This is a genomic window from Enterobacter sp. MGH 4 (assembly GCF_000534735.1).
In the GTDB taxonomy this organism is placed as follows: Bacteria; Pseudomonadota; Gammaproteobacteria; order Enterobacterales; family Enterobacteriaceae; genus Enterobacter; species Enterobacter intestinihominis.
Window position 1 is genome coordinate 1 of the sequence record NZ_KI973293.1, and the last position, 22,059, is coordinate 22,059.

24 protein-coding genes and 1 tRNA gene are annotated in these 22,059 nt (G+C 52.6%); 11 read left to right on the forward strand and 14 right to left on the reverse strand.

What is annotated here, in order from left to right:
* Positions 1-1,422: ArnT family glycosyltransferase (locus L350_RS23295; protein WP_071994433.1), on the forward strand; the 1,422-nt coding region annotated here is incomplete at its 5' end.
* 305 nt (positions 1,423-1,727) lie between these two features.
* On the opposite strand, the gene L350_RS10590 is transcribed toward L350_RS23295, so the two are convergent.
* Positions 1,728-2,708, reverse strand: a complete 981-nt coding sequence (locus L350_RS10590; protein WP_001575870.1) for an IS5-like element IS5 family transposase — start codon at positions 2,706-2,708, stop codon at positions 1,728-1,730.
* A 657-nt stretch (positions 2,709-3,365) separates the two neighbouring features.
* Positions 3,366-3,441: transfer RNA gene (locus L350_RS10585), tRNA-Phe, on the reverse strand.
* 169 nt (positions 3,442-3,610) lie between these two features.
* On the opposite strand from L350_RS10585, the gene L350_RS10580 reads away from it, so the two are divergent.
* Positions 3,611-4,456, forward strand: coding sequence for an AraC family transcriptional regulator (locus tag L350_RS10580; RefSeq protein WP_032625157.1), 846 nt, complete (start codon positions 3,611-3,613; stop codon positions 4,454-4,456).
* A 35-nt stretch (positions 4,457-4,491) separates the two neighbouring features.
* A complete protein-coding gene (locus L350_RS10575; protein ID WP_032625159.1) occupies positions 4,492-5,082 on the forward strand; it encodes a LysE family translocator in 591 nt (196 codons plus the stop codon).
* On the opposite strand, the gene L350_RS10570 is transcribed toward L350_RS10575, so the two are convergent.
* The 5 genes from L350_RS10570 to aspA form a co-directional block, all read right to left on the reverse strand.
* Positions 5,079-5,654: a transcriptional regulator gene (locus L350_RS10570; RefSeq protein ID WP_017383972.1), complete on the reverse strand. Its 576-nt coding sequence runs from the start codon at positions 5,652-5,654 to the stop codon at positions 5,079-5,081. The two genes, L350_RS10575 and L350_RS10570, sit on opposite strands and share 4 nt — an antisense overlap.
* 49 nt (positions 5,655-5,703) lie before the next feature.
* Positions 5,704-7,407, reverse strand: coding sequence for a protein-disulfide reductase DsbD (locus L350_RS10565; protein WP_032625161.1), 1,704 nt, complete (start codon positions 7,405-7,407; stop codon positions 5,704-5,706).
* Positions 7,383-7,706, reverse strand: coding sequence for a divalent cation tolerance protein CutA (gene cutA, locus L350_RS10560; protein WP_003855908.1), 324 nt, complete (start codon positions 7,704-7,706; stop codon positions 7,383-7,385). Before cutA ends, L350_RS10565 begins: the two co-directional genes overlap by 25 nt.
* A gap of 113 nt (positions 7,707-7,819) precedes the next feature.
* Positions 7,820-9,121 (reverse strand): anaerobic C4-dicarboxylate transporter, encoded by a 1,302-nt coding sequence (locus tag L350_RS10555; protein ID WP_008502949.1) that lies wholly within the window; start codon positions 9,119-9,121, stop codon positions 7,820-7,822.
* Positions 9,122-9,237: 116 nt separating this feature from the next.
* Complete coding sequence (gene aspA / locus L350_RS10550) at positions 9,238-10,674, reverse strand: aspartate ammonia-lyase (protein ID WP_003855923.1); 1,437 nt, start codon at positions 10,672-10,674, stop codon at positions 9,238-9,240.
* A gap of 335 nt (positions 10,675-11,009) precedes the next feature.
* On the opposite strand from aspA, the gene L350_RS10545 reads away from it, so the two are divergent.
* Positions 11,010-11,474 (forward strand): FxsA family protein, encoded by a 465-nt coding sequence (locus tag L350_RS10545; protein ID WP_003855925.1) that lies wholly within the window; start codon positions 11,010-11,012, stop codon positions 11,472-11,474.
* A 23-nt stretch (positions 11,475-11,497) separates the two neighbouring features.
* Here L350_RS10545 and yjeH read toward each other — a convergent pair whose 3' ends face one another.
* A complete protein-coding gene (gene yjeH, locus L350_RS10540; RefSeq protein ID WP_032625164.1) occupies positions 11,498-12,745 on the reverse strand; it encodes an L-methionine/branched-chain amino acid transporter in 1,248 nt (415 codons plus the stop codon).
* Positions 12,746-12,923: 178 nt separating this feature from the next.
* On the opposite strand from yjeH, the gene L350_RS10535 reads away from it, so the two are divergent.
* A complete protein-coding gene (locus tag L350_RS10535) occupies positions 12,924-13,217 on the forward strand; it encodes a co-chaperone GroES (protein ID WP_003855929.1) in 294 nt (97 codons plus the stop codon).
* Positions 13,218-13,256: 39 nt separating this feature from the next.
* Positions 13,257-14,903, forward strand: a complete 1,647-nt coding sequence (gene groL / locus L350_RS10530; protein ID WP_006810416.1) for a chaperonin GroEL — start codon at positions 13,257-13,259, stop codon at positions 14,901-14,903.
* Positions 14,904-15,044: 141 nt separating this feature from the next.
* On the opposite strand, the gene L350_RS10525 is transcribed toward groL, so the two are convergent.
* Both L350_RS10525 and L350_RS10520 read right to left on the reverse strand, forming a co-directional pair.
* Positions 15,045-15,506 carry a YjiG family protein gene (locus L350_RS10525; RefSeq protein ID WP_022646800.1) on the reverse strand — a complete coding sequence of 154 codons (462 nt, stop codon included), beginning with the start codon at positions 15,504-15,506 and terminating at the stop codon, positions 15,045-15,047.
* Positions 15,503-16,150: a nucleoside recognition domain-containing protein gene (locus tag L350_RS10520; protein ID WP_032625166.1), complete on the reverse strand. Its 648-nt coding sequence runs from the start codon at positions 16,148-16,150 to the stop codon at positions 15,503-15,505. The genes L350_RS10525 and L350_RS10520 overlap by 4 nt, the downstream gene beginning before the upstream one ends.
* A 233-nt stretch (positions 16,151-16,383) precedes the next feature.
* On the opposite strand from L350_RS10520, the gene L350_RS10515 reads away from it, so the two are divergent.
* On the forward strand, positions 16,384-16,737 hold the full coding sequence (locus tag L350_RS10515; RefSeq protein ID WP_022646802.1) for a DUF4156 domain-containing protein: 354 nt from the start codon (positions 16,384-16,386) through the stop codon (positions 16,735-16,737).
* Between the two features lie 64 nt (positions 16,738-16,801).
* On the opposite strand, the gene epmB is transcribed toward L350_RS10515, so the two are convergent.
* The gene (epmB, locus tag L350_RS10510) at positions 16,802-17,830 is read right to left on the reverse strand and encodes an EF-P beta-lysylation protein EpmB (protein WP_032625168.1); all 1,029 of its coding nucleotides are present in this window, start codon (positions 17,828-17,830) and stop codon (positions 16,802-16,804) included.
* A 40-nt stretch (positions 17,831-17,870) separates the two neighbouring features.
* Between epmB and efp the strand changes: the two genes are divergently transcribed.
* The 3 genes from efp (at position 17,871) to ecnB (ending at position 18,881) form a co-directional block, all read left to right on the forward strand.
* Entirely contained in the window at positions 17,871-18,437 is a 567-nt protein-coding gene (gene efp / locus L350_RS10505; protein ID WP_003855940.1) for an elongation factor P, read from the forward strand.
* A gap of 57 nt (positions 18,438-18,494) precedes the next feature.
* Positions 18,495-18,626 carry an entericidin A/B family lipoprotein gene (locus L350_RS10500; protein WP_006810410.1) on the forward strand — a complete coding sequence of 44 codons (132 nt, stop codon included), beginning with the start codon at positions 18,495-18,497 and terminating at the stop codon, positions 18,624-18,626.
* Positions 18,627-18,734: 108 nt separating this feature from the next.
* Complete coding sequence (gene ecnB, locus L350_RS10495; protein WP_006178941.1) at positions 18,735-18,881, forward strand: lipoprotein toxin entericidin B; 147 nt, start codon at positions 18,735-18,737, stop codon at positions 18,879-18,881.
* Positions 18,882-18,918: 37 nt separating this feature from the next.
* Here the strand turns inward: ecnB and L350_RS10490 are convergent, their stop codons facing one another.
* Entirely contained in the window at positions 18,919-19,518 is a 600-nt protein-coding gene (locus L350_RS10490) for a helix-turn-helix transcriptional regulator (RefSeq protein WP_032625171.1), read from the reverse strand.
* A gap of 262 nt (positions 19,519-19,780) precedes the next feature.
* On the opposite strand from L350_RS10490, the gene sugE reads away from it, so the two are divergent.
* Complete coding sequence (gene sugE, locus L350_RS10485) at positions 19,781-20,098, forward strand: quaternary ammonium compound efflux SMR transporter SugE (protein ID WP_015572453.1); 318 nt, start codon at positions 19,781-19,783, stop codon at positions 20,096-20,098.
* On the opposite strand, the gene L350_RS10480 is transcribed toward sugE, so the two are convergent.
* Both L350_RS10480 and L350_RS10475 read right to left on the reverse strand, forming a co-directional pair.
* Positions 20,095-20,625, reverse strand: coding sequence for a lipocalin family protein (locus tag L350_RS10480; protein WP_032625173.1), 531 nt, complete (start codon positions 20,623-20,625; stop codon positions 20,095-20,097). The two genes, sugE and L350_RS10480, sit on opposite strands and share 4 nt — an antisense overlap.
* A 157-nt stretch (positions 20,626-20,782) precedes the next feature.
* Positions 20,783-21,928, reverse strand: coding sequence for a cephalosporin-hydrolyzing class C beta-lactamase ACT-66 (locus L350_RS10475; protein ID WP_032625176.1), 1,146 nt, complete (start codon positions 21,926-21,928; stop codon positions 20,783-20,785).
* Positions 21,929-22,059: the final 131 nt, after the last annotated feature.

Genomic DNA, 22,059 nt, shown 5'->3' on the forward strand with positions numbered 1-22,059 from the left:
GACCTAAGTTTTTCATCGAAAAATCAACACATCAGTAAGGTTAAAAAAATGACATCTAAATTCAGACCTTTCCCTTTTTTCTTTGCTGTGCTTGGCATGGTTCTTTTATCATTATTAACATATAATATTAACAACTCTAGATTTACTGATTGGGATGAAAGTAGACACATAGTTAGCGCCTTGCAAATGTTACAAAGCGGTAATTATATAGTTAACAAGTGGGGTGCTGCAGTAGATATGTGGAATCTCAAGCCTCCTGTCAGTTTTTGGTCTCTAGTAATTACGTCAAAAATTTTTGGCATTTCACTTATTACAATGAGAATTCCATCTATTTTATCAGGAATGTTATTGTTTGCCATTTGCGCATATTCTTTAAATAAAAGATATAATTTTATAGCATCCTTGTGTTTCATGCTGTTGTTTATATCTTGCTCTAAGCTAATAACATTCCACTCATTTCGCTCTGCTGATCCTGATGCGATTTATTTGCTATTCATTGTATTATCAGTAGTTATTTTATCTTTTAATTGCAAAACTAGAAATATAGCATTTGCCGCATTTTTAGTATCTTTAGCATTTTTAACTAAAAGCTGGCATGCTTTGTCAATTGGTTTTGCTTTTATTACAGCATACTTTTATCAGGTTAAAGATAGAAATCTGAACTTTAAATCTTTTATCTTTCCAATCATTTGTGTGTCAATTCCAGTTATTCTTTGGCTTATTGCAAGATATCAATATGATAAATTCGATTTTATCATAAAGATGATTGATTATGATTTACTTCATCGTTCTTCTGTTCAAATAGAAGGTCACATAACCTCCAAATGGTATTATCTTGATATCCTTTATGAAAATCACTTTTTATTGCTGATCGCATTTGTATCATCACTTGCAATTTCAATTTTATCTAATGGAGTAAAAAGCACATTCAGTTATGATGTAAATATTATTCTTATTTCGATCTTAACCTTATTTGCATTCTTCACTCTGGCACAAACGAGGCTTCCATGGTATGGCTATCCACATACTTTGTTAATGTGTTATGCAACAGCTATACTTATCGGAAAATCCAAACATTCATGGGTTCTTGTGGTGCTTGTCATTCTTCCAGGTTCAATCATCCAATTAAACTCTATATATAGAGAAATATCTACTTACCGTCTACCTGATATGTATTATCAACTATCTATGATTAATAAAGATGGAAAAGGGGCGATTTACACCCCCCAAAATATATCACAATCTGAAAGAGCTGCATTAATGGTTTATGGTGGATTTAGCCAAGAACAGATAAAAATATCAGGGCATGATAGTGGTTATTATTTACTCAAGCGAAGCAATGATACTTTTGACGGCCCCAAAGATAAATGCATGTTAATTTCGCGTGGGAATGAATTTAATATTCACACTTGCAAAGATTAATCATAATATTCCGCTCCATGTTAACATGTGAGCGGAATATCAACCAAATAACATCGAAAATCACACAGTAATAAATATATAATTTATTATAAATTAAACACTCCATTCCATTTAGATAAAAAATAAGAAACCGATGTTGCGTTTTTAACATTGAGTTAAGGAAGGTGCGAATAAGCGGGGAAATTCTTCTCGGCTGACTCAGTCATTTCATTTCTTCATGTTTGAGCCGATTTTTTCTCCCGTAAATGCCTTGAATCAGCCTATTTAGACCGTTTCTTCGCCATTTAAGGCGTTATCCCCAGTTTTTAGTGAGATCTCTCCCACTGACGTATCATTTGGTCCGCCCGAAACAGGTTGGCCAGCGTGAATAACATCGCCAGTTGGTTATCGTTTTTCAGCAACCCCTTGTATCTGGCTTTCACGAAGCCGAACTGTCGCTTGATGATGCGAAATGGGTGCTCCACCTTGGCCCGGATGCTGGCTTTCATGTATTCGATGTTGATGGCCGTTTTGTTCTTGCGTGGATGCTGTTTCAAGGTTCTTACCTTGCCGGGGCGCTCGGCGATCAGCCAGTCCACATCCACCTCGGCCAGCTCCTCGCGCTGTGGCGCCCCTTGGTAGCCGGCATCGGCTGAGACAAATTGCTCCTCTCCATGCAGCAGATTACCCAGCTGATTGAGGTCATGCTCGTTGGCCGCGGTGGTGACTAGGCTGTGGGTCAGGCCACTCTTGGCATCGACACCAATGTGGGCCTTCATGCCAAAGTGCCACTGATTGCCTTTCTTGGTCTGATGCATCTCCGGATCGCGTTGCTGCTCTTTGTTCTTGGTCGAGCTGGGTGCCTCAATGATGGTGGCATCGACCAAGGTGCCTTGAGTCATCATGACGCCTGCTTCGGCCAGCCAGCGATTGATGGTCTTGAACAATTGGCGGGCCAGTTGATGCTGCTCCAGCAGGTGGCGGAAATTCATGATGGTGGTGCGGTCCGGCAAGGCGCTATCCAGGGATAACCGGGCAAACAGACGCATGGAGGCGATTTCGTACAGGGCATCTTCCATGGCACCGTCGCTCAGGTTGTACCAATGCTGCATGCAGTGAATACGCAGCATGGTCTCCAGCGGATAGGGCCGTCGGCCATTGCCCGCCTTGGGATAAAACGGCTTGATGACAGCGGTCATATTCTGCCATGGCAGAATCTGCTCCATGCGGGAGAGGAAAATCTCTTTTCGGGTCTGACGGCGCTTAGTGCTGAATTCACTATCGGCGAAGGTGAGTTGATGACTCATGATGTCCCTCTGGGATGCGCTCCGGATGAATATGATGATCTCATATCAGGAACTTGTTCGCACCTTCCCTAATAGTTAGAGGTTTTGACCTGCCCTCCGTTGATTAAGGGCAGCGTTGAATTTGCTTGTTGAACTCACAGTTCAGGTCCGACACTTAGGTTTAGTAGTCCAATATGTTTAATTACTACGGATAAACCATTTTATGATGGCGTGGAGGACGGGGGATTCTAGTAACGGTAAGAAGTGAAAGGGCAAGAAGAGCTTGTTCCAGGTGGACGGACTGGTGAAGATCCCCATGTGGAGAGGGTTGCCGCCAGGTATCCCCGCTTGCTATTGGGGATTTTCCCATCTTATTCCCCGCGACAAAATCACGTTAAGACCAGCGGATTAAGGCGAAATGATAATTCCCCCGTTTCCCCCGTGTTTTCTACTTCACTATGAATGATTTGAGAGAAAGGAACCGTAGAGGACCGTAGAAAGACCGTAGCTGTGTGGTTAGAAAAAGGTATATCAGAGGATGTTGAGGTGTCTAAATGTAACGAACATCTGCAAAAATGGTGAAAAATCCAGCAAGAAAATAACGTGTTGCAACGACCAGAAATCTACCGTAGCTAAGAAAGGAAAAAGCCCCGCTTTTCAGCGAGGCCTTATGAATATTGGTGCCCGGACTCGGAATCGAACCAAGGACACGGGGATTTTCAATCCCCTGCTCTACCGACTGAGCTATCCGGGCAACGGAGCGCATTAAACCGCAATCGCGCGCGATCGTCAACATTATTTCGGGAAAAGCTGTTCAACTGCTTAAGTTTGCGGCAATCTGTCCGTTTGTGCGCTGAAAGTGCACAAATCTTCCAGACAGTTCAGGCAAGAGGTGGCAATGCTGACGGTAAGAGGAGGGCAGTATGGCAAACGACTGGCTTGAGCTGCGTCAGCATGCAGAAACAGGTATTGAGACAATTAAGGCGCATTTCGAAGGACACGCCTTTGATCCCCACTGGCATGATAGCTATCTGGTCGGAATAACCCTTTCCGGTACGCAGCAGTTCCACTGTCGCCGTGAACGCCACCGTAGCCAGCCGGGCGATGCTTTTTTACTTGAGCCTGGTGAAATTCATGACGGTGATGCACCGGTAGAGGGTGGCTTTACTTATCTGACCTTTTATCTGGATGAACACTGGCTCACCCGTACGCTTCAAGGGCTGTATGACTCTACTCCCGGGAGTTACACCCTCCACTTTGCCCAAACGCTGACGCGAGAGCCTCAGCTGGTGCGCGCTATCGGTGATACATTTGCCTCGCTGCATAACGATGAGATGAAGATCGTACAACAGAGCACAATGGATAACCTGCTCACTAAGATTACAGCCCACTGCCACTGGCGGAAGAAACTCCCGTCGCAGTTACAAAGCTCCGCTGTGGCGCAGCGTGCCCGCGACTATCTCTATGCGCATATCGGCGAGAACGTGGGGCTGTCAGACCTTGCGCGGGAGACGGGGACGGATCGCTTTACGCTCACCCGCTGCTTTAAGCGCGAATTTCACCTTGCGCCGCACGCCTGGCTTATCCAGCTGCGCCTGGCAAAGGCCCGACAGATGCTGGCGTATGGGGAACTGCCTGTTGATGTGGCGACGGCAGTAGGTTTTGCCGATCAAAGCCATCTTGGTCGCTGGTTCCAGCGGGCGTACCGTATTTCTCCGGCATACTACCGTCGGTTGTGCACAAACCTTCCAGACGTTTCCAGAAAATAACGGCACATTCATGGCTCTACTAAAAGGAGCCACCTGTGAATTTAATACCCTTCCTGCTGTTTGCATTTGTCGCCTCGATTACGCCGGGGCCAACCAATATTTTGGTACTGGCTAACAGTCAGCACTTTGGCGTAAAAAATACGATTCCTGCGATCCTGGGTGGGTGTATTGCCGCCAGCGCTATTGTTCTGGTTTCAGGCGCTGGGGCAGGAGATGTGTTACGCCAGTATCCGCTGATACGTCAGGTGATGAGCTGGGCGGGTGTGCTGTGGCTTTCCTGGATGAGCTGGCAGCTGTTTAGCGCCCCGGCCGCGAATCTCTCCTCCAGGCGTCATGTCCGATTTACCGCGCGGGCAGCGGCGTTATTACAGGTTGTAAACCCAAAAACCTGGATGATGGCGCTGGCCGTCGTCAGCCTGTTTGCTCCGGCAAGCGACCATGCATTACGGGATATTTCGCTGATGGCGCTATGGTTTCTGGCGATCTCAGTGGTCTGTTTGTTGTGCTGGGCGTGGCTGGGGAAGGCGGTGAACCGGATTTTCCGCACCACCGTGGCGATGGTGCGATTTCAACGTGCAATGGCGCTGTGTTTGTTTATTTCCGCCTGGACGGGAATGCTGGCTTAGGTCAGTGCACCACCCATACGACACTGCGCAAACCGCAAAATATCTTCCGCCAGACGGTGCGCCGTATCCACATCCGCCTGGCTACGGTTCACCAGCATGCGGCTCAGGCAACCTTCCAGCACCAGCTCCATCTGCTTCGCGACCATTGCCGGATCATCCACTTCAAGTGTGGTCAGCAGCTCGTGTGTGAACTCGTGCGCGGCTCGTTTTTGCTGATCTGCCAGTTGATGGATGGGATGTCCGGGATCCGGATAGTAGGTGCAGGCGGCGATAAACAGACAGCCTGGGTAACGGTTGTTGGTGACACACTCCGTCAGTGCGGTATAGCGTGCCAGCAGCTTTTGCTCGGTGGTCAGCTCTTCATTCAGCATCAGTTGCCTGCGCCAGATATCCACCTGCTGGCTGAGATAGCGCAGGGCATCATACAGCAGCGCCTCTTTATCCGGCCAGAAGCGCTTAAGTTCATCCAGAGGGTAATCGATACGGTCGGCTACCATCTCAAGCGTGGTGCTGGCGATCCCTTGAATCTCAAGTAATTGCAGGGCTTGTCCCAGTACGTCTTCGCGTTGCACGGTTATCTCCTCCGCTATTCCCAACGGTTTGTCCCGTCTAAAGTGTTGTTTACGGTTGGCGATTGCGCAAATGCGCGTTGAATGCCGTCGCGTCCATAAACCCGGTTACACGCTGCGTCAGCTGTTCTACCCCCTGTTCATTGAAGAACAGGATGGTAGGCAGCCCGAGCACGTTAAGTTGCTTCAGCAGAGCCTTATCCTGCGCGCTGTTGGCGGTAACGTTCGCCTGGAGCAGAACGGTATCGCTCAGCGCATGTTGTACCTGCGGATCGCTGAAGGTGTATTTTTCAAACTCTTTGCAGGCCACGCACCAGTCGGCATAGAGATCGAGCATGACCGGTTTTCCTTTCGCCTGCGCCAGGGCGCGGTTGAGATCGTCCACGTTCTTAATCTGTATAAAATTCAGATGAGCCTGCGTTTGACCTGTCGGGGTGCCAAACTCCCAGTCCTGTAGCGGACGGACGCTCACCAGCGCGGCCGCCAGCAGAAGGATCTGTAGCAGGCGCATCCACGGTTTCTTCGCACCCAGACTCACGATAAATGCCCAGCTGAAGAAGGCCACGCCGAGCATAGCCCACAGACGCGTACCCCACACATCACCGATGATGCGTTCCAGCAGGAATACCGGTAGCGCCAGAATGACAAAACCAAACGCGGTTTTCACTGTCTCCATCCACGGGCCGCTCTTCGGCAGCAGACGATTGCCAAATACCGTCACAAGGATCAGCGGCAGACCCATGCCGAGCGCGTAAAGGTACAGTGTGCCGCCGCCGAGCCAAAGGTTGCCGCTCTGGGCAATGTATAACAGGATGGCGCTCAGCGGCGCGGTGGTGCAAGGGGAGCAAATCAGCCCGGCGATGGCACCCATGGCGAACACGCCGCCCGCAGAGCCCCCCTGCTGACGGTTGCTCATTAACGTCAGACGGGTTTGCAGGGAAGAGGGCAGTTGCAGAGTGAACAGGCCAAACATCGACAGCGCCAGCAGAATAAACACTGCTGACAGTCCGATAAGCACATAGGGGTGCTGAAGGGCGGCCTGGAACTGCAACCCGGCAGCGGCGACCACGAGGCCGAGCGCCGTATAGGTTAACGCCATGCCCTGCACATAGATAAAGGCCAGCAACAGCGCGCGGGCGGTGGAAAGGCGTTGCTTACCACCCAGCACGATGCCAGAGATAAGCGGGTACATAGGCAGTACGCAGGGCGTAAAGGCGATGCCGATACCAATCAATAACGCCCAAAGCGCTGAGAACGGAAGGTCTGAAGCGGCTTCGCCTTCACCCCTCACACTGGCCATTTCCCCTGAGGGGTGAGGGGAGGCCGCCGCTTTCACTTCGCTAAGCGGAACGACCTTTGTTTCAGGGGGATAGCAGAAGCCCGCATCGGCGCAACCCTGATACTTCACCGTCAGGGTAGCGCCTTTATCCGCCTGATTCACCGTGACGGGCACGCTTAAGCGCTGGCGATAAATTTCACTTTTACCGTAGAACTCGTCCTCGTGCCATTCGCCAGCGGGCATCTGCAATGCGCCGACGTCGGCCTTTGCCGGCGTGATGCTGACCTGCTTGCGATAGAGGTAATAACCCTCTTTCACCTGCCAGGTGAGACTGAGATCGTGCTGGTTTTGCTGAAAGTCGAAAACGAATGCCTGGTCGGCAGGAATAAAGTTCGAACGGCCGGGCGCGTCAAACAACCCGGCAAAAACTGACGTGCTGCACAGCAGCAGGATCAGCGTAAAGAAGCGTTGAGCCATGAGAGATAATCGTTATCGCCGTGGACCACTGGCAGCACCAGCAGCTCCGGGGTTTGGTAAGGATGATGAGACTTGAGGCAGTCGAGGAGCGCCTGCTGGTTGGTCAAATTGGTTTTGAGCAACATCTGGACTTCGTACTCTTGCTCCAGCTTGCCTTCCCAGTAATAAAGGGAGGTGGCGCCGGGAAGTAGCGTGACGCAGGCAGCCAGTTTTTCGGCCAGCACTTTGGCGGCGAGATCCTGGGCAGAAGCTTCATCAGGGGCGGTACACAGTACAACAACAGCATCAGGCGTGTTCACGAGTCGACCTCCTCATCACGAAAGTCTTCACTATATCACGCCATGTGATTGGTCATTAATGAAACGGGCCGCAGCGCGGCCCGTTTTTAACTATTTTTACAACGGCTAACCGTTTACAGCACAATGCCGCCGATGATAAAGCCGAGGACCACGCAGAGCGTAATCGCCACCACGCCCGGGATGAGGAACGCGTGGTTAAACACGTATTTACCGATACGGGTCGAGCCGGTGTCATCCATCTCAACCGCAGCCAGCAGGGTTGGGTAGGTTGGCAGCACGAACAGGGCGGAAACCGCCGCGAAAGAGGCAATCGCCGTCAGCGGCGTCACGCCCAGCATCAGTGCCGCAGGCATTAGCGCTTTGGTGGTCGCAGCCTGGGAGTACAGCAGCGTTGCGGCAAAGAACAGCACCACCGCCAGTAGCCACGGATAGTTGTGCAGCAGGTCGCCTGCAACTGTCTGGATATCGCTGATGTGCGCTTTCACGAAGGTGTCACCGAGCCACGCCACACCCAGCACGCACACGCAGGCGCTCATACCGGATTTGAAGGTGCTGGCGTTCAGCACTTCGCTGGTGTCGATTTTACAGGTGATACTGATCAGCGTCGCGATGGTCAGCATGAATACCACAATCGCTTCGTTACGCGGCAGAACCGGGTTCTGGATCAGACCTACCGTATCGCTGATGGCGGTCGCGTAGAACATCACGGCGACGATACCAATCAGGAACAGCAGCACGGAGCGTTTTGCATGCGGCTTCAGCTCAAAGACCTGGCTACCGCGCAGGCTCACTTCACCTTTTGCCAGACGCTCCTGGTAAACCGGATCGTCTTTCAGCTCGGCGCCGAGGAAGTTACACAGCACGGCAGTGATCATTACCGCAATCAGCGTGACCGGAATACAGATCGCCAGCAGCGTCAGATAACTTACGCCCATCGGCTCGAGAATACCCGCGAAAAAGACCACCGCCGCGGAAATGGGCGAGGCGGTGATCGCAATCTGGGAGGCGACTACGGCAATAGAAAGAGGGCGAGACGGGCGAATACCCTGCTCTTTCGCCACTTCGGTGATGACCGGCAGCGTGGAGAAAGCGGTATGGCCAGTACCGGCGAGAATGGTCATAAACCAGGTCACCAGTGGGGCAAGGAAGGTGATGTATTTTGGATGACGACGCAGCATACGCTCCGCCAGGCTCACCAGGTAGTCCATACCGCCAGCGACCTGCATGGCCGCAATGGCAGCGATAACCGCCATGATGATTTCGATAACGTCAAAAGGGATTGCGCCGGGTTTAATCTGAAAGATCAGGGTAAGTACGAGCACGCCGAGACCGCCGGCAAAGCCGATGCCGATACCCCCGAGTCGTGCGCCCAAATAAATCGCCAACAGGACGATGACGAGTTCTGCTCCAAACATAAAGACCTGCCTTGCTTATTAACAAGTTGATATTGAATTGTTGTGTTTTGGTAACGGCCATAAAGAAAAAAGGCACGTCACAAGTGACGTGCCTTTCGGAAGCTTAGCCTGAACGGTTACTGTTCGCTTTCATCGGTATATCGTTTCGCTTTATATGCCGGGTGCATCAGGTTCTGGGCGGAGAAGATATCGTCCAGTTCGGCTTCGGTCAACAATCCTCGCTCGAGAACCACCTCACGCACGCTCTTACCGGTTTCGGCACAAATCTTCCCGACGATATCGCCGTTGTGGTGGCCGATGAACGGGTTGAGGTAGGTGACGATGCCGATGGAGTTATAGACGTAGCCTTCACACACTTCTTTATTCGCGGTGATGCCGTTAATGCATTTTTCCAGCAGGTTGTAGCAGGCGTTGGTCAGAATGTGGATAGATTCAAACATCGCCTGGCCAATCACCGGCTCCATTACGTTCAGCTGGAGCTGACCGGCTTCGGAGGCCATGGTGACGGTCGTATCGTTACCGATAACCTTGAAGCAAACCTGGTTCACCACTTCTGGCACTACCGGGTTCACTTTAGCTGGCATGATGGATGAACCCGCCTGCAACTCTGGCAGGTTGATTTCATTCAGGCCAGCGCGCGGACCGGAGGAGAGCAGGCGCAGGTCGTTACAGATTTTGGACAGTTTCACCGCCAGACGTTTCAATGCGCTGTGCACCATCACGTAGGCGCCGCAGTCTGAGGTGGCTTCAATCAGGTCTTCTGCAGGCACAACCGGCAGGTTGGACACTTCAGCCAGCTTCTGTACCGCCAGCTGCTGATAGCCATCCGGGGTGTTCAGGCGTGTACCGATGGCGGTAGCGCCCAGGTTCACTTCCAGCAGCAGTTCGGACGTGCGCAGCAGGTTTTTGGTCTCTTCGTTCAACAGCACGTTAAACGCGTGGAACTCCTGGCCGAGGGTCATTGGCACTGCGTCCTGCAGCTGGGTACGACCCATTTTCAGGATGTCCTGGAACTCAACGGCTTTACGCTGGAAGCCATCACCCAGCTGATTAATCGCGTCGACCAGTTTGACGACAGAGGCATACACCGCGATGCGGAAGCCGGTTGGGTAGGCGTCGTTGGTGGACTGACATTTGTTAACGTGGTCGTTCGGGTTCAGGTACTGGTATTCACCTTTCTGATGACCCATCAGCTCCAGGCCGATGTTTGCCAGCACTTCGTTGGTGTTCATGTTGACGGAGGTGCCTGCGCCGCCCTGATAGACGTCAACCGGGAACTGATCCATGCATTTGCCGTTGTTCAGCACTTCATCGCACGCGGCGATAATCGCATTTGCAGCGCTTTTAGGAATGGTTTGCAGCTCTTTGTTTGCCAGAGCCGCGGCTTTTTTTACCATCACCATGCCACGCACAAATTCAGGGATGTCGCTGATTTTGCTGTTGCTGATGTAGAAGTTTTCAATCGCTCTCAGAGTGTGAACACCATAGTAGGCATCCGCTGGAACTTCCCTGGTACCCAACAAATCTTCTTCGATACGAATGTTGTTTAACATGTGAACCTTCTTTTCAAGCTGCCGATGGATTGTACTAAACACACAGTAGATATGTGGTTTTGAATATTTTATGACCGACGATTATTCCCTCAATCGGCCAGATGTTCGAGATCATATGCTGATGATAGCGAATTGCCGTAAGCTGGATCACTTATTATCGACCCGATTTCATGATAATTATTAATCTGTGAAATATGTCACCGCTTTAATATTTCCAGAAAAAATATCCGTGCAAACCGATTGAATTTTGGCTAACCGTCACCATTTCTTATCTACACGCTTCGCGAACACATTCAGTCAGGGGCCAGAAGGCACCTGCCACACAGGAGATGCCAGTGCGCTGGATACCATTTATTGCTTTCTTTCTTTATGTTTACATTGAGATTTCGATTTTCATCCAGGTTGCCCATGTGCTGGGCGTCCTGCTGACGCTGATTCTGGTGATCTTCACCTCCGTCATCGGCATGTCGCTGGTGCGCAATCAGGGTTTCAAAAATTTCCTGTTAATGCAGCAGAAGATGGCCGCAGGCGAAAGCCCGGCCGCCGAGATGATCAAAAGCGTGTCGCTGATTATTGCTGGCCTGCTGCTGATCCTGCCGGGCTTCTTTACAGACTTCCTCGGCCTGCTGTTGCTGTTGCCGCCGGTGCAGAAGCATCTGACCATGAAGCTGCTGCCGCATCTGCGTTTCAGCCGTATGCCAGGCGGTGGTTTCAGCACCGGCCCGGGGGATACCTTTGAAGGGGAATATCAGCGTAAGGATGAGCAGCGCGACCGGTTAGATCATAAAGACGATCGGTAAGTTTCTTGCCCGGTGGCGCTCGCTCACCGGGCCTGCGGATTTTGCCGCTTCGGTAAAAACACCCACAGCCCCGCCAGCATGACGATGGCGTACACACTCTTCCATCCCACCATCGCCAGCAGCAGCAGGCACAGGACACACCCGATAGCCGCCAGCGCCTTAAAGCGTCCTTTCAGTAGCCGACAGCCCGCCAGCATGCACAACAGATAGATCATGATGAAAATACCGTTGGCGTAGATAATCAGCGCGTCAAGGTTGATGTCGAGGAGATAAATGGCCAGGGAACTCACCACGCAGCAGCCCAGTACGGTATTCAGCGCATTCACCGGAAGCTGACGCTTTGACAGGCGTGAGAGGGGGCTATCCGGTTTATAAAGTGCCTGAGACCACACCAGCCGGGCGAAGCTCTGAATATAGATGTTGAGGCTGGCAAAGCAGGCGAGATAGCCAATCATGCAGGCTACCCACAGGGCTTTAACGCCAAACAGCTGCACCACGATGCCCGGCAGCGACGCGGCGGCGGCTTTCTCTTCACCGAACGCGTTGAAGTGCAGCACCAGTACGGTACAGGCCCAGTACACGGTGCCCGCCAGCAGCAGGCCAATCATCAGGGCGCGGGGAAAATCACGCTCGGGCTGTTTAAACTCGGATGCCAGATGAGCGAACGCCTCCAGACCGACGAAACACCAGAACATGACGGATAGTGCAGCGAAAAGCTGTGTGTGGTCGATGTCATTAATCGCGGGGAAAGGAATATCCGCCACCGTAATGTCACCCGCAAACCAGATGGCGACGATCAGCGCGACGATTAACACGGCGACCAGCGTTTGCAGGTTGGCGCTGGAACTGGCCCCGCGTGAGCCAACCCACCAGATAATCGCCAGCGTACCGAGTTCAGCCAGCAGCAGCTGTTCATCGTGCCAGCCAAACAGCGCCTGTCCGAAGCCGGTTGCGATATGCAGGGCTGCCGGAAGGCCAACGGGTATCACCGACAAAAATAGCCAGCCGGTGACGCGTTCCATTCGCGGCCCAAACGCCATGCCGACAAAATGCGCTACGCCGCCTGCGCTCGGGAAGTGCCGCCCGAGTATGGCAAAGACAATCGCCACCGGAAACACCAGCACGATCAGCACCGGCCATGCCCAAAGACTGTTATTGCCGGCAACCAACGCCGCCAGCGCGGGAACCGCAAAAACGCCCGTGCCTAACAAAGACGTTGAGAGTAAGCCAATGCCCTGCGCCAGCCCCAACTCCTGCCTGAGTCCACTCATTTACCTCGTCCCGCCACCATCAAAAGAGAGTGGATGGTAACACTTTCGCAAATTTTTTTTCGATTACCCCTTGAAGGGGTAAAAAGCTATCCCCATCTCTCAGGGCACTAGCCGGAAAACCGCATGCGGACCGGCGTCATCCATAACTGATAATGACTTTCTCAAAGGAGAGCTATCAATGAGTATTCGTCCGTTACATGATCGTGTGATCGTCAAACGTAAAGAAGTTGAAACCAAGTCTGCTGGCGGCATCGTTCTGACCGGTTCAGCAGCAGCAAAATCAACGCGTGGCGAAATCATCGCTGTCGGTAAGGGCCGCATCCTGGAAAACGGAACTGTGCAGCCACTGGACGTTAAAGTTGGTGACATCGTCATTTTCAACGATGGCTACGGCGTGAAATCCGAGAAGATCGACAATGAAGAAGTGTTGATCATGTCCGAGAGCGACATTCTGGCAATTGTTGAAGCGTAATTAACGCACGAAACTGTACGAATTTGAGGAAATAAGAACATGGCAGCTAAAGACGTAAAATTCGGTAACGACGCTCGTGTAAAAATGCTCCGCGGCGTAAACGTACTGGCAGACGCAGTGAAAGTCACTCTGGGCCCGAAAGGCCGTAACGTCGTGCTGGACAAATCCTTCGGCGCGCCAACCATCACTAAAGATGGTGTTTCTGTTGCACGTGAAATCGAGCTGGAAGACAAGTTCGAAAACATGGGCGCACAGATGGTGAAAGAAGTTGCCTCTAAAGCGAACGACGCTGCTGGTGACGGTACCACCACCGCGACCGTACTGGCGCAGGCGATCATCACCGAAGGCCTGAAAGCCGTTGCTGCGGGCATGAACCCAATGGATCTGAAACGTGGTATCGACAAAGCTGTCGCCTCTGCTGTTGAAGAGCTGAAAGCGCTGTCCGTACCGTGCTCTGACTCTAAAGCCATTGCTCAGGTTGGTACTATCTCCGCTAACTCCGACGAAACCGTAGGTAAACTGATCGCTGAAGCGATGGATAAAGTCGGTAAAGAAGGCGTGATCACCGTTGAAGACGGTACTGGTCTGGAAGACGAACTGGATGTGGTTGAAGGTATGCAGTTCGACCGCGGTTACCTGTCCCCATACTTCATCAACAAGCCAGAAACTGGCGCTGTTGAGCTGGAAAGCCCGTTCATCCTGCTGGCTGACAAGAAAATCTCCAACATCCGCGAAATGCTGCCAGTGCTGGAAGCCGTTGCGAAAGCAGGCAAGCCGCTGGTAATCATTGCTGAAGACGTTGAAGGCGAAGCGCTGGCGACTCTGGTGGTTAACACCATGCGTGGCATCGTGAAAGTGGCAGCGGTTAAAGCACCTGGCTTCGGCGATCGTCGTAAGGCGATGCTGCAGGATATCGCTACCCTGACCGGCGGTACCGTGATCTCTGAAGAGATTGGTATGGAGCTGGAAAAAGCGACCCTGGAAGACCTGGGCCAGGCGAAACGCGTTGTGATCAACAAAGACACTACCACCATCATCGACGGTGTGGGGGAAGAAGCCGCTATTCAGGGCCGTGTTGGTCAGATCCGTAAGCAGATCGAAGAAGCAACTTCCGATTACGACCGTGAAAAACTGCAGGAGCGCGTAGCGAAACTGGCAGGCGGCGTTGCGGTAATCAAAGTTGGTGCTGCGACCGAAGTTGAAATGAAAGAGAAGAAAGCACGCGTTGACGATGCCCTGCATGCGACCCGTGCTGCGGTAGAAGAAGGCGTAGTTGCTGGTGGTGGTGTCGCGCTGGTGCGTGTAGCCGCTAAACTGGCTGGCCTGACCGCTCAGAACGAAGACCAGAACGTAGGTATCAAAGTTGCGCTTCGCGCAATGGAAGCCCCTCTGCGTCAGATCGTGTCCAACGCCGGTGAAGAGCCATCAGTAGTTGCGAACAACGTGAAAGCGGGCGAAGGTAACTACGGTTACAACGCAGCAACTGAAGAATACGGCAACATGATCGACTTCGGTATCCTGGACCCAACTAAAGTTACCCGTTCTGCTCTGCAGTACGCGGCATCTGTAGCTGGCCTGATGATCACGACCGAATGCATGGTAACCGACATGCCTAAAGGCGACGCGCCTGACTTAGGTGCTGCTGGTGGTATGGGCGGCATGGGTGGCATGGGCGGCATGATGTAATCATGTTGTTCTGAACCTCTCAGAATGAACCCCGGGCAGCGATGCCCGGGGTTTTTTATTGCCCGTCGAGCCGTTACTCAAACAAGATGTGCATGGCGGAAGAGATGCGGTTCCAGCACTGAAAAATCCATTTTTATCTCCTCAGAAGAGTAGCTGCATCACCCACATCGAGAGCAGGGCGTTGATGACGCAGACAGCGATGATGTGCGGGTAATATTTCGGGTTCACGCCTGCGGTGCCGAGGCAGCGGCCCGTGTTTTGCACCGGATTGCCCATCAGGTAGATGGCGGGCAGCAGGATGGTGGCATCATGGCCGCTGAGCGTGCCGGCGACGACCAGGCTGGCGCAAACCCCCACGCCGCCGCCCATACTCATCACCGAGGCCAGAAGTACCGTTGCCGCCGCACCCGGAAGCCCCCACAGGGCCATGATGGGCTCGCATACCCTGCCGACAATATCCAGCAGGCCGGTCACCTTAAGCGCCTGAATGATGACAAACGCCATGACCACGTTCGGCAGCAGGCTGGTGGTGGCGATGGTAAAGCCGCGGCGGGCGCCATCGATAAACAAGTCCATGATATTTTTACGCGTCTGGGCGATCATTTTTCCTCCTGAACGCGACGAACTTCCATGTGGGCGATCCACAGCCGCAGGAAGTTGGCGCCAACAAATTTAAATACCAGAATGACCGCCAGCGGCGCGATCACCGGGACGGTAATAAAGGTAAAAAGTGCGGCACCGGAAGAAAAATAGTTGGTAATAATGGCGCTACCGCTGGTCTGGAAGGTGGCGAAAATGGCGCGTTCATGGTCAGTAATCGCCCCTTCGTCGGTCAACTCTTTGGTCATCCCTGCGGCTGCATCGGTATTTTGCAGGTTGGCGATAAGCGCCAGAGAGCAGATGCCCGGCACGCCGAGCAGCGGGCGCAGAATGGGCGTCATGAGCTGTTGTGCGGCGCGCAGCCCGCCCAGCCCCTCGGTAACGGCAATGATCCCGAGCGATAAAATGACCGAGGGCGCCAGTTCAAGGGCAAACAAAAAACCGTCTTTCGCTCCTGTGCCACCCTCGCCGCGAAACGTTAGGGCGCCGTTCACCGGTCCAAAGCTGCCGTTCAGGACGGTAAAATCCAGCATGCGCCACCATTCAGTACTTTTGGCGAAAAAACCTGAGAAAAATACGATGGTGAGCACGAACGCCAGATAGCCCACCCAGGTTACTTTTTCCTCTCCTGAGGATGATGCACTCATGAAACCCCCTTTTTTTAGTCCCGTACAAAAGTTGTACGTCGCATCACTAAAAACGATCGGGGGCTAAAACACGATATCCCAAAGGTTATTATCAGAATTCATTTAAGATGTCGGAGGAGTGCCAGCGGAATCTGGCTCGCAGAAATGCTCAGCATTTTTCTTTTGGTCATCTTTTTAGTATAAGGTTTACACGCGGACAACTACTGTCCAGCTTATTGAAAACGAGGAATAACATGCGCATAAAAGTCTGTGCAGGGATTGTAGGTGCAGCATTGCTGCTGGCGGGTTGTAGCACCAGCAATGAGCTGACGGCAGCGGGCCAGAGCGTTCGCTTTGTGGAAGATAAGCCGGGCAGCGAATGCCAGCTGTTAGGCACCGCCTCTGGCGAGCAAAGCAACTGGATGTCAGGGCAGCACGGCGAGGAGGGCGGCTCTATGCGCGGTGCGGCCAATGCCCTGCGTAATCAGGCTGCAGCAATGGGCGGCAACGTGATTTACGGGGTGAGCAGCCCGACGCAGGGTATGCTGTCCAGCTTTGTGCCAACCGCCAGCCAGATGAACGGCCAGGTCTATAAGTGCCCGAACTGATATAACATTTTGATGGCGCTGCCGCTTTACCTGTAGGCAGGTAAGCGTAGCGCCACCTCCTTTTTTACTGCTGCCGCAGCTGCAAATCCAGCGGCGTCTTACTCGGCACTCCGCCAATCTCACGTGCCAGCTTCGGCACCATATAACCTGAAACCAGCGTTAACAGCTCGCGCATAATCTTCCGTGCCTCTTCATCCGTCACCATGAAGTGCGCCGCGCCCTGGACGCGATCCAGAACATGCAGGTAATAGGGCATTACGCCCGCATCAAATAAGGCATTGCTGAGATCGGCCAACACGTGGGCGCTGTCGTTCACGCCGCGCAGTAATACGCTCTGGTTGAGCAGCGTCACGCCTGCCATTCGCATACGCGTCATCGCCGCACGAAAGTCCGCGTCAATTTCATTTGCATGGTTGATATGGTTTACCAGCAGCACCTGTAAACGGGACTGCTCCAGGCGCGTGACCAGGGCGTCGGTGATACGCGCCGGGATGACGATCGGTAAACGGCTGTGAATGCGCAGACGCTTAATGTGCGGGATGGTCTCAAGTTGAGTCAGCAGCCAGTCCAGCTCATGATCTTTTGCCATCAGCGGGTCGCCGCCGGAAAAGATGATTTCATCCAGTTCCGGATGCGCTGCGATGTAGTCCAGCGCCACCTGCCAGTTGCGCTTATTACCCTGATTTTCGGCGTACGGGAAGTGGCGACGGAAGCAATAGCGGCAATTTACCGCGCACCCGCCCTTAACCAGCAGCAGGGCACGATTGCGGTATTTATGCAGTAAACCCGGTACAACACTGTTCTGCTCTTCCAGCGGATCGGTGCTGTATCCGGGGGCGGTAATAAATTCATCCTGAGAGGTCAGCGTTTGTTTTAATAATGGATCATCAGGGTTACCCTTTTCCATTCGGGCAACAAACGCGCGGGGAACGCGCAGGGCGAAAAGGCGCTTCGCCTCACGGCCTGCACGCAACGCTTCGTGCTGTTCGAGGTCTAAAAGACGCAGCAATTCATCAGGACTGGTGATTACATCGGCAAGTTGCGATAACCAATCTTCTCTGGACGGGGTGTTTAGGGTTACAATATGCGCCATTTTGTGGCTTAGCTACCAGTTAACAAATTTAGAGGGCCTTATGGCAACGTACTATAGCAACGATTTTCGTGCTGGTCTTAAAATCATGATGGACGGCGAACCGTACGCGGTTGAAGCCAGCGAATTCGTTAAACCAGGTAAAGGCCAGGCATTTGCGCGCGTTAAGCTGCGCCGCCTGCTGACCGGTACCCGTGTTGAGAAAACCTTCAAATCTACTGACTCCGCTGAAGGCGCTGATGTTGTCGATATGAACCTGACTTACCTGTACAACGACGGTGAGTTCTGGCACTTCATGAACAACGAAACCTTCGAGCAGCTGTCTGCGGACGCGAAAGCGATTGGCGACAACGCCAAGTGGCTGCTGGATCAGGCTGAGTGCATCGTGACCCTGTGGAACGGTCAGCCTATCGCGGTTACGCCGCCGAACTTCGTTGAGCTGGAAATCGTTGAAACCGATCCAGGTCTGAAAGGTGATACCGCAGGTACTGGCGGCAAGCCTGCCACCCTGTCTACCGGCGCTGTGGTGAAAGTGCCACTGTTCGTACAGATCGGTGAAGTGATCAAAGTGGATACCCGCTCCGGCGAATACGTATCCCGCGTGAAGTAATTTACGTCATGATTAAAGGCGCAGCGCCCGCTGCGCCTGATTTTGCAGGCAGGGAAGATGAAACGTACCGTTAAAATTCTGCTTCTGTTAGCGCTCTCCAGCGCAATTCTCTCCGGCTGCAACACCGCGCGTGGCGTGGGTGAAGATATCCAGGATCTCGGCCATATCATTTCCCATGCGGCCAGCTAATTCCGTCTAATTTTCCTAAAAATTCTTCCTTTTCCGTCAAACGGCAAGATTTTGTCTATTCTTAAGTTGCTATACACAAAATAACTTTGGCTATAAAAGGAAGATATTATGGTTAAGAAAACAATTGCAGCGATCTTTTCTGTTCTGGTGCTTTCTTCGGTACTGACTGCATGTAACACCACCCGTGGCGTAGGGGAAGATATCTCCGACGGTGGTAGCGCGATTTCTGGCGCAGCAACTAAAGCTCAGAACTAATGTAAGCGACGGTACGGCAAGTTATTACACCGTACCGTCAATTCTCCACTTCCTGTAGCGATAAAAACGGCGAGTAGCGCGTATCCATATGCAGCTTCATGCGGATATTGCGTTTGTACGTGTATACCGTTTTTCCGTTAATGCGAAGATTGCTGGCAATTTTCTGGTTGCTCGCACCATCCATCCACAAGGTCAGAACTCTTTCTTCCTGACGCGTCAGCAACGGTGCCGCCATTTTCGGTAGCTCCGCACTCGCGCATGACGTTAGCGCATCGTTTATCACCGCCGCCAGTGCTTCCAGATCGGTATTTTTGGAGAGCGAAGACCATATCGGGAACTGCGCCAGATAATCAGTCATCTCCTGCTCCTGCCCTGATTGCAGCATAATAAAAGGCAGTGTTTCGCTGGCAATTAGCAGGGAGGAAAGCTGCTGAAAATGGTGTAAATCCTGCCGGAAGCCAGATAAATCAGCGATGACCAGCGCAGGTTTCCATTGCAGGATATGCTCTCTGGCGAGGAAAAGATTATTTACCCCGGTTATGACGAAATGACCCGAAAACAGGTCTGAATGATTGACCCAGGCTTCAAATCCCGCGCGGGTGAAGTGACAACGGTCAATCAAAAGAATTTTGAACATAAAATTTTCGCAGTCGGCTAGTGGTTTGGCTTCCTGCCATAAGAAAGCCTATCATCATAGAGAAGTCGGATGAGTCATAAATGCCTGAACTACGTGCCTTACTGAGGCTATTTCTTGCTTTAAGGTGTTCAGCAGAAAAAGTTTGAAAAAAAATTCCACGCTAACCAAAATATAAGGCGCAACTTCTGCCTTGCGGGACGACCCGTAAGCGCTTCACTCATCGGGGACGGCCCCAACTTGTCTTTAAGTTAAGGAGCCTGAAATGTCCTGGATCGTTCTTGTTATTGCTGGTTTGCTCGAAGTGGTATGGGCAATTGGTCTGAAATACACCCACGGTTTTACCCGCCTGACGCCCAGCGTCATCACTATCGCCGCAATGATTGTCAGTATCGTCATGCTGTCATGGGCGATGCGAACCTTACCCGTCGGCACAGCTTACGCTGTCTGGACGGGAATTGGCGCGGTAGGGGCTGCCATTACCGGCATTCTGCTGCTGGGGGAGTCTGCGAGTCTGGCGCGCATCGCCAGCCTCGCGTTGATTGTCGCGGGTATCATCGGGTTAAAACTCAGTACGCACTAATGCGGCTGTTTTACCCAGATTAACTTCGTCACATCAAACCCTTGCCGGGTCGCTATGTCCAGCATCTGCTGTTTCATTTCCGCCGAGATCGTTGGCGTGCGTGAGAGGAGCCACAGATAGTTGCGATCCGGCCCACAGACCAGCGCGTGGCGGTACTCTCTGTCCAGCGCAATGACGTTATACCCGCCGTAGTATGGGCCGATGAAAGAGGCTTTCATGGCCGCGCGGTTAGATGCGCCGGTGAAATAGGCCTGACCAACTGACTGCTGCCACATCTGGCGATCCGGGTTATAGCCGCGGTTAATGACCCGGATCCCGCCGTCATCCATCGCGCTGTAGCTGACCGTGACTTTTTCTAAGCCCCGTTCGAACTGATGGTCCAGTCGGGCGATTTCATACCAGGTGCCGAGGAAGCGCTGTGCGTCGAAATTACTGACTACCGTGACGCCAGGCGGAGGAGTAGGGGAACTGCAAGCAACCACTAAAAACGCGGCTGTTACTGCGGCAATAACAGGCAGAATGCGCATAGGAGTTTCCTTACTGTTTTTTGTTAAGTGTAGATGACAGCAGGGAAAATGCGGGAGATTGTGCAGGGTGTTTTGCCGGGTGGCGGCTTCGCCTTACCCGGCCTACAAAGTTCATGCGTTGTGTAGGCCGGGTAAGCGCAGCGCCACCCGCAATGTTTTACTGTAGCGCGTCGAGGATATGGTATGCCGCCTCAACGCGTGCCGGGTTCGGATAGCTTTTATTCGCGAGCATCACAATACCGAACTGCTTTTCAGGAATAAAGGCCACGTAACTGCCAAACCCGCCAGTAGAGCCCGTTTTATGGACCCAGGACGCTTTGACCGGGGGAGCCGGTGGATTCACTTCTGCCACGGGAAGCGGTGCCAGCGCCACCTTACTGTCGCTGCCCTCGATCACCGTGTTGGCCTCCACGGGCCAGTTGAGCATCTCCCAGCCCAGACCCTGATACATTGACCCGATACGCCAGTAGCGCGACTGCGCCAGCGCGATGCCCTGCTTAAGTGAGGCATCAGCAACCTTCTCCGGCGCCATGTTTGCCATGACCCAGTTCGCCATATCCTGCACGTTGGTTTTCACGCCATAGGCTTGTGCATCCAGCATTCCCGGCGAAACGCGCACCGCTTTACCGTCACGATAGCCCCAGGCGTAATGCGCCTCTTCCGCTTTCGGAACGTTAATCCAGGTATGGTCCAGCTTGAGCGGCTTAAGGACCCGCGTCGTCATGGCCTGCTCATAGCCCATGCCGGAAGGTTTGACCGCCAGCGCGCCAAAAAGACCGATACTGGCGTTGGCGTAAAGACGCGTTGTGCCAGGCTTCCACTGCGGCTGCCAGTTTTGATAAAAGTGCAGCAGGGCGGCATTATCCGTGACCTCATCCGGTACCTGTAGCGGCAGGCCGCCAGCGGTGTAGGTTGCGAGATCCAGCATACGAATCCCCTGCCACTGCTTGCCCGTTAGCTGTGGCCAGTATCTGGTCACCGGATCGTCCAGCGAAATTTCACCGCGAGCAATGGCATCCCCTCCTAAAACCCCGGTGAAGGTTTTACTTATAGAACCCAGCTCGAACAGAGTCTGAGGCGTAACGGGTTTGCTGGCCGCGATATCGGCTTTGCCAAACGTGTAATAGTGCGGTTTACCCTGATAAATAACGGCCACCGCCATGCCTGGAATCGACTGGGCTTTCATCAGCGGGGTAATCGTATTCGCGACCACCTCCGCCAGCTGTTTTTCTGACACTGGCGCGGCGAGAGCAGAGCAAGAGATGCCGAGCAGCAGGGCGCAGCAAAGAGATTTTTTCATCATCAGTAATCTTCCGTAATAGCGAGTCAAGGGGATGTCCGGGCCCGTCAGACAGGCGTAGTCTGTTGGATTTGACTGTGCCTGACAAACGGTTAAATTTAGCATTAGCTGTTAATTTTTCTAACGGAAGAGAC

Excerpts from the sequence above, each read along its gene's own strand:
- L350_RS10590 (WP_001575870.1), bottom strand. The coding sequence starts at position 2,708 with ATGAGTCATCAACTCACCTTCGCCGATAGTGAATTCAGCACTAAGCGC.
- L350_RS10580 (WP_032625157.1), top strand. The coding sequence starts at position 3,611 with ATGGCAAACGACTGGCTTGAGCTGCGTCAGCATGCAGAAACAGGTATT.
- L350_RS10565 (WP_032625161.1), bottom strand. The coding sequence starts at position 7,407 with ATGGCTCAACGCTTCTTTACGCTGATCCTGCTGCTGTGCAGCACGTCA.
- L350_RS10555 (WP_008502949.1), bottom strand. The coding sequence starts at position 9,121 with ATGTTTGGAGCAGAACTCGTCATCGTCCTGTTGGCGATTTATTTGGGC.
- aspA (WP_003855923.1), bottom strand. The coding sequence starts at position 10,674 with ATGTTAAACAACATTCGTATCGAAGAAGATTTGTTGGGTACCAGGGAA.
- yjeH (WP_032625164.1), bottom strand. The coding sequence starts at position 12,745 with ATGAGTGGACTCAGGCAGGAGTTGGGGCTGGCGCAGGGCATTGGCTTA.
- L350_RS10535 (WP_003855929.1), top strand. The coding sequence starts at position 12,924 with ATGAGTATTCGTCCGTTACATGATCGTGTGATCGTCAAACGTAAAGAA.
- groL (WP_006810416.1), top strand. The coding sequence starts at position 13,257 with ATGGCAGCTAAAGACGTAAAATTCGGTAACGACGCTCGTGTAAAAATG.
- L350_RS10525 (WP_022646800.1), bottom strand. The coding sequence starts at position 15,506 with ATGATCGCCCAGACGCGTAAAAATATCATGGACTTGTTTATCGATGGC.
- L350_RS10520 (WP_032625166.1), bottom strand. The coding sequence starts at position 16,150 with ATGAGTGCATCATCCTCAGGAGAGGAAAAAGTAACCTGGGTGGGCTAT.
- L350_RS10515 (WP_022646802.1), top strand. The coding sequence starts at position 16,384 with ATGCGCATAAAAGTCTGTGCAGGGATTGTAGGTGCAGCATTGCTGCTG.
- epmB (WP_032625168.1), bottom strand. The coding sequence starts at position 17,830 with ATGGCGCATATTGTAACCCTAAACACCCCGTCCAGAGAAGATTGGTTA.
- efp (WP_003855940.1), top strand. The coding sequence starts at position 17,871 with ATGGCAACGTACTATAGCAACGATTTTCGTGCTGGTCTTAAAATCATG.
- L350_RS10500 (WP_006810410.1), top strand. The coding sequence starts at position 18,495 with ATGAAACGTACCGTTAAAATTCTGCTTCTGTTAGCGCTCTCCAGCGCA.
- ecnB (WP_006178941.1), top strand. The coding sequence starts at position 18,735 with ATGGTTAAGAAAACAATTGCAGCGATCTTTTCTGTTCTGGTGCTTTCT.
- L350_RS10490 (WP_032625171.1), bottom strand. The coding sequence starts at position 19,518 with ATGTTCAAAATTCTTTTGATTGACCGTTGTCACTTCACCCGCGCGGGA.
- sugE (WP_015572453.1), top strand. The coding sequence starts at position 19,781 with ATGTCCTGGATCGTTCTTGTTATTGCTGGTTTGCTCGAAGTGGTATGG.
- L350_RS10480 (WP_032625173.1), bottom strand. The coding sequence starts at position 20,625 with ATGCGCATTCTGCCTGTTATTGCCGCAGTAACAGCCGCGTTTTTAGTG.
- L350_RS10475 (WP_032625176.1), bottom strand. The coding sequence starts at position 21,928 with ATGATGAAAAAATCTCTTTGCTGCGCCCTGCTGCTCGGCATCTCTTGC.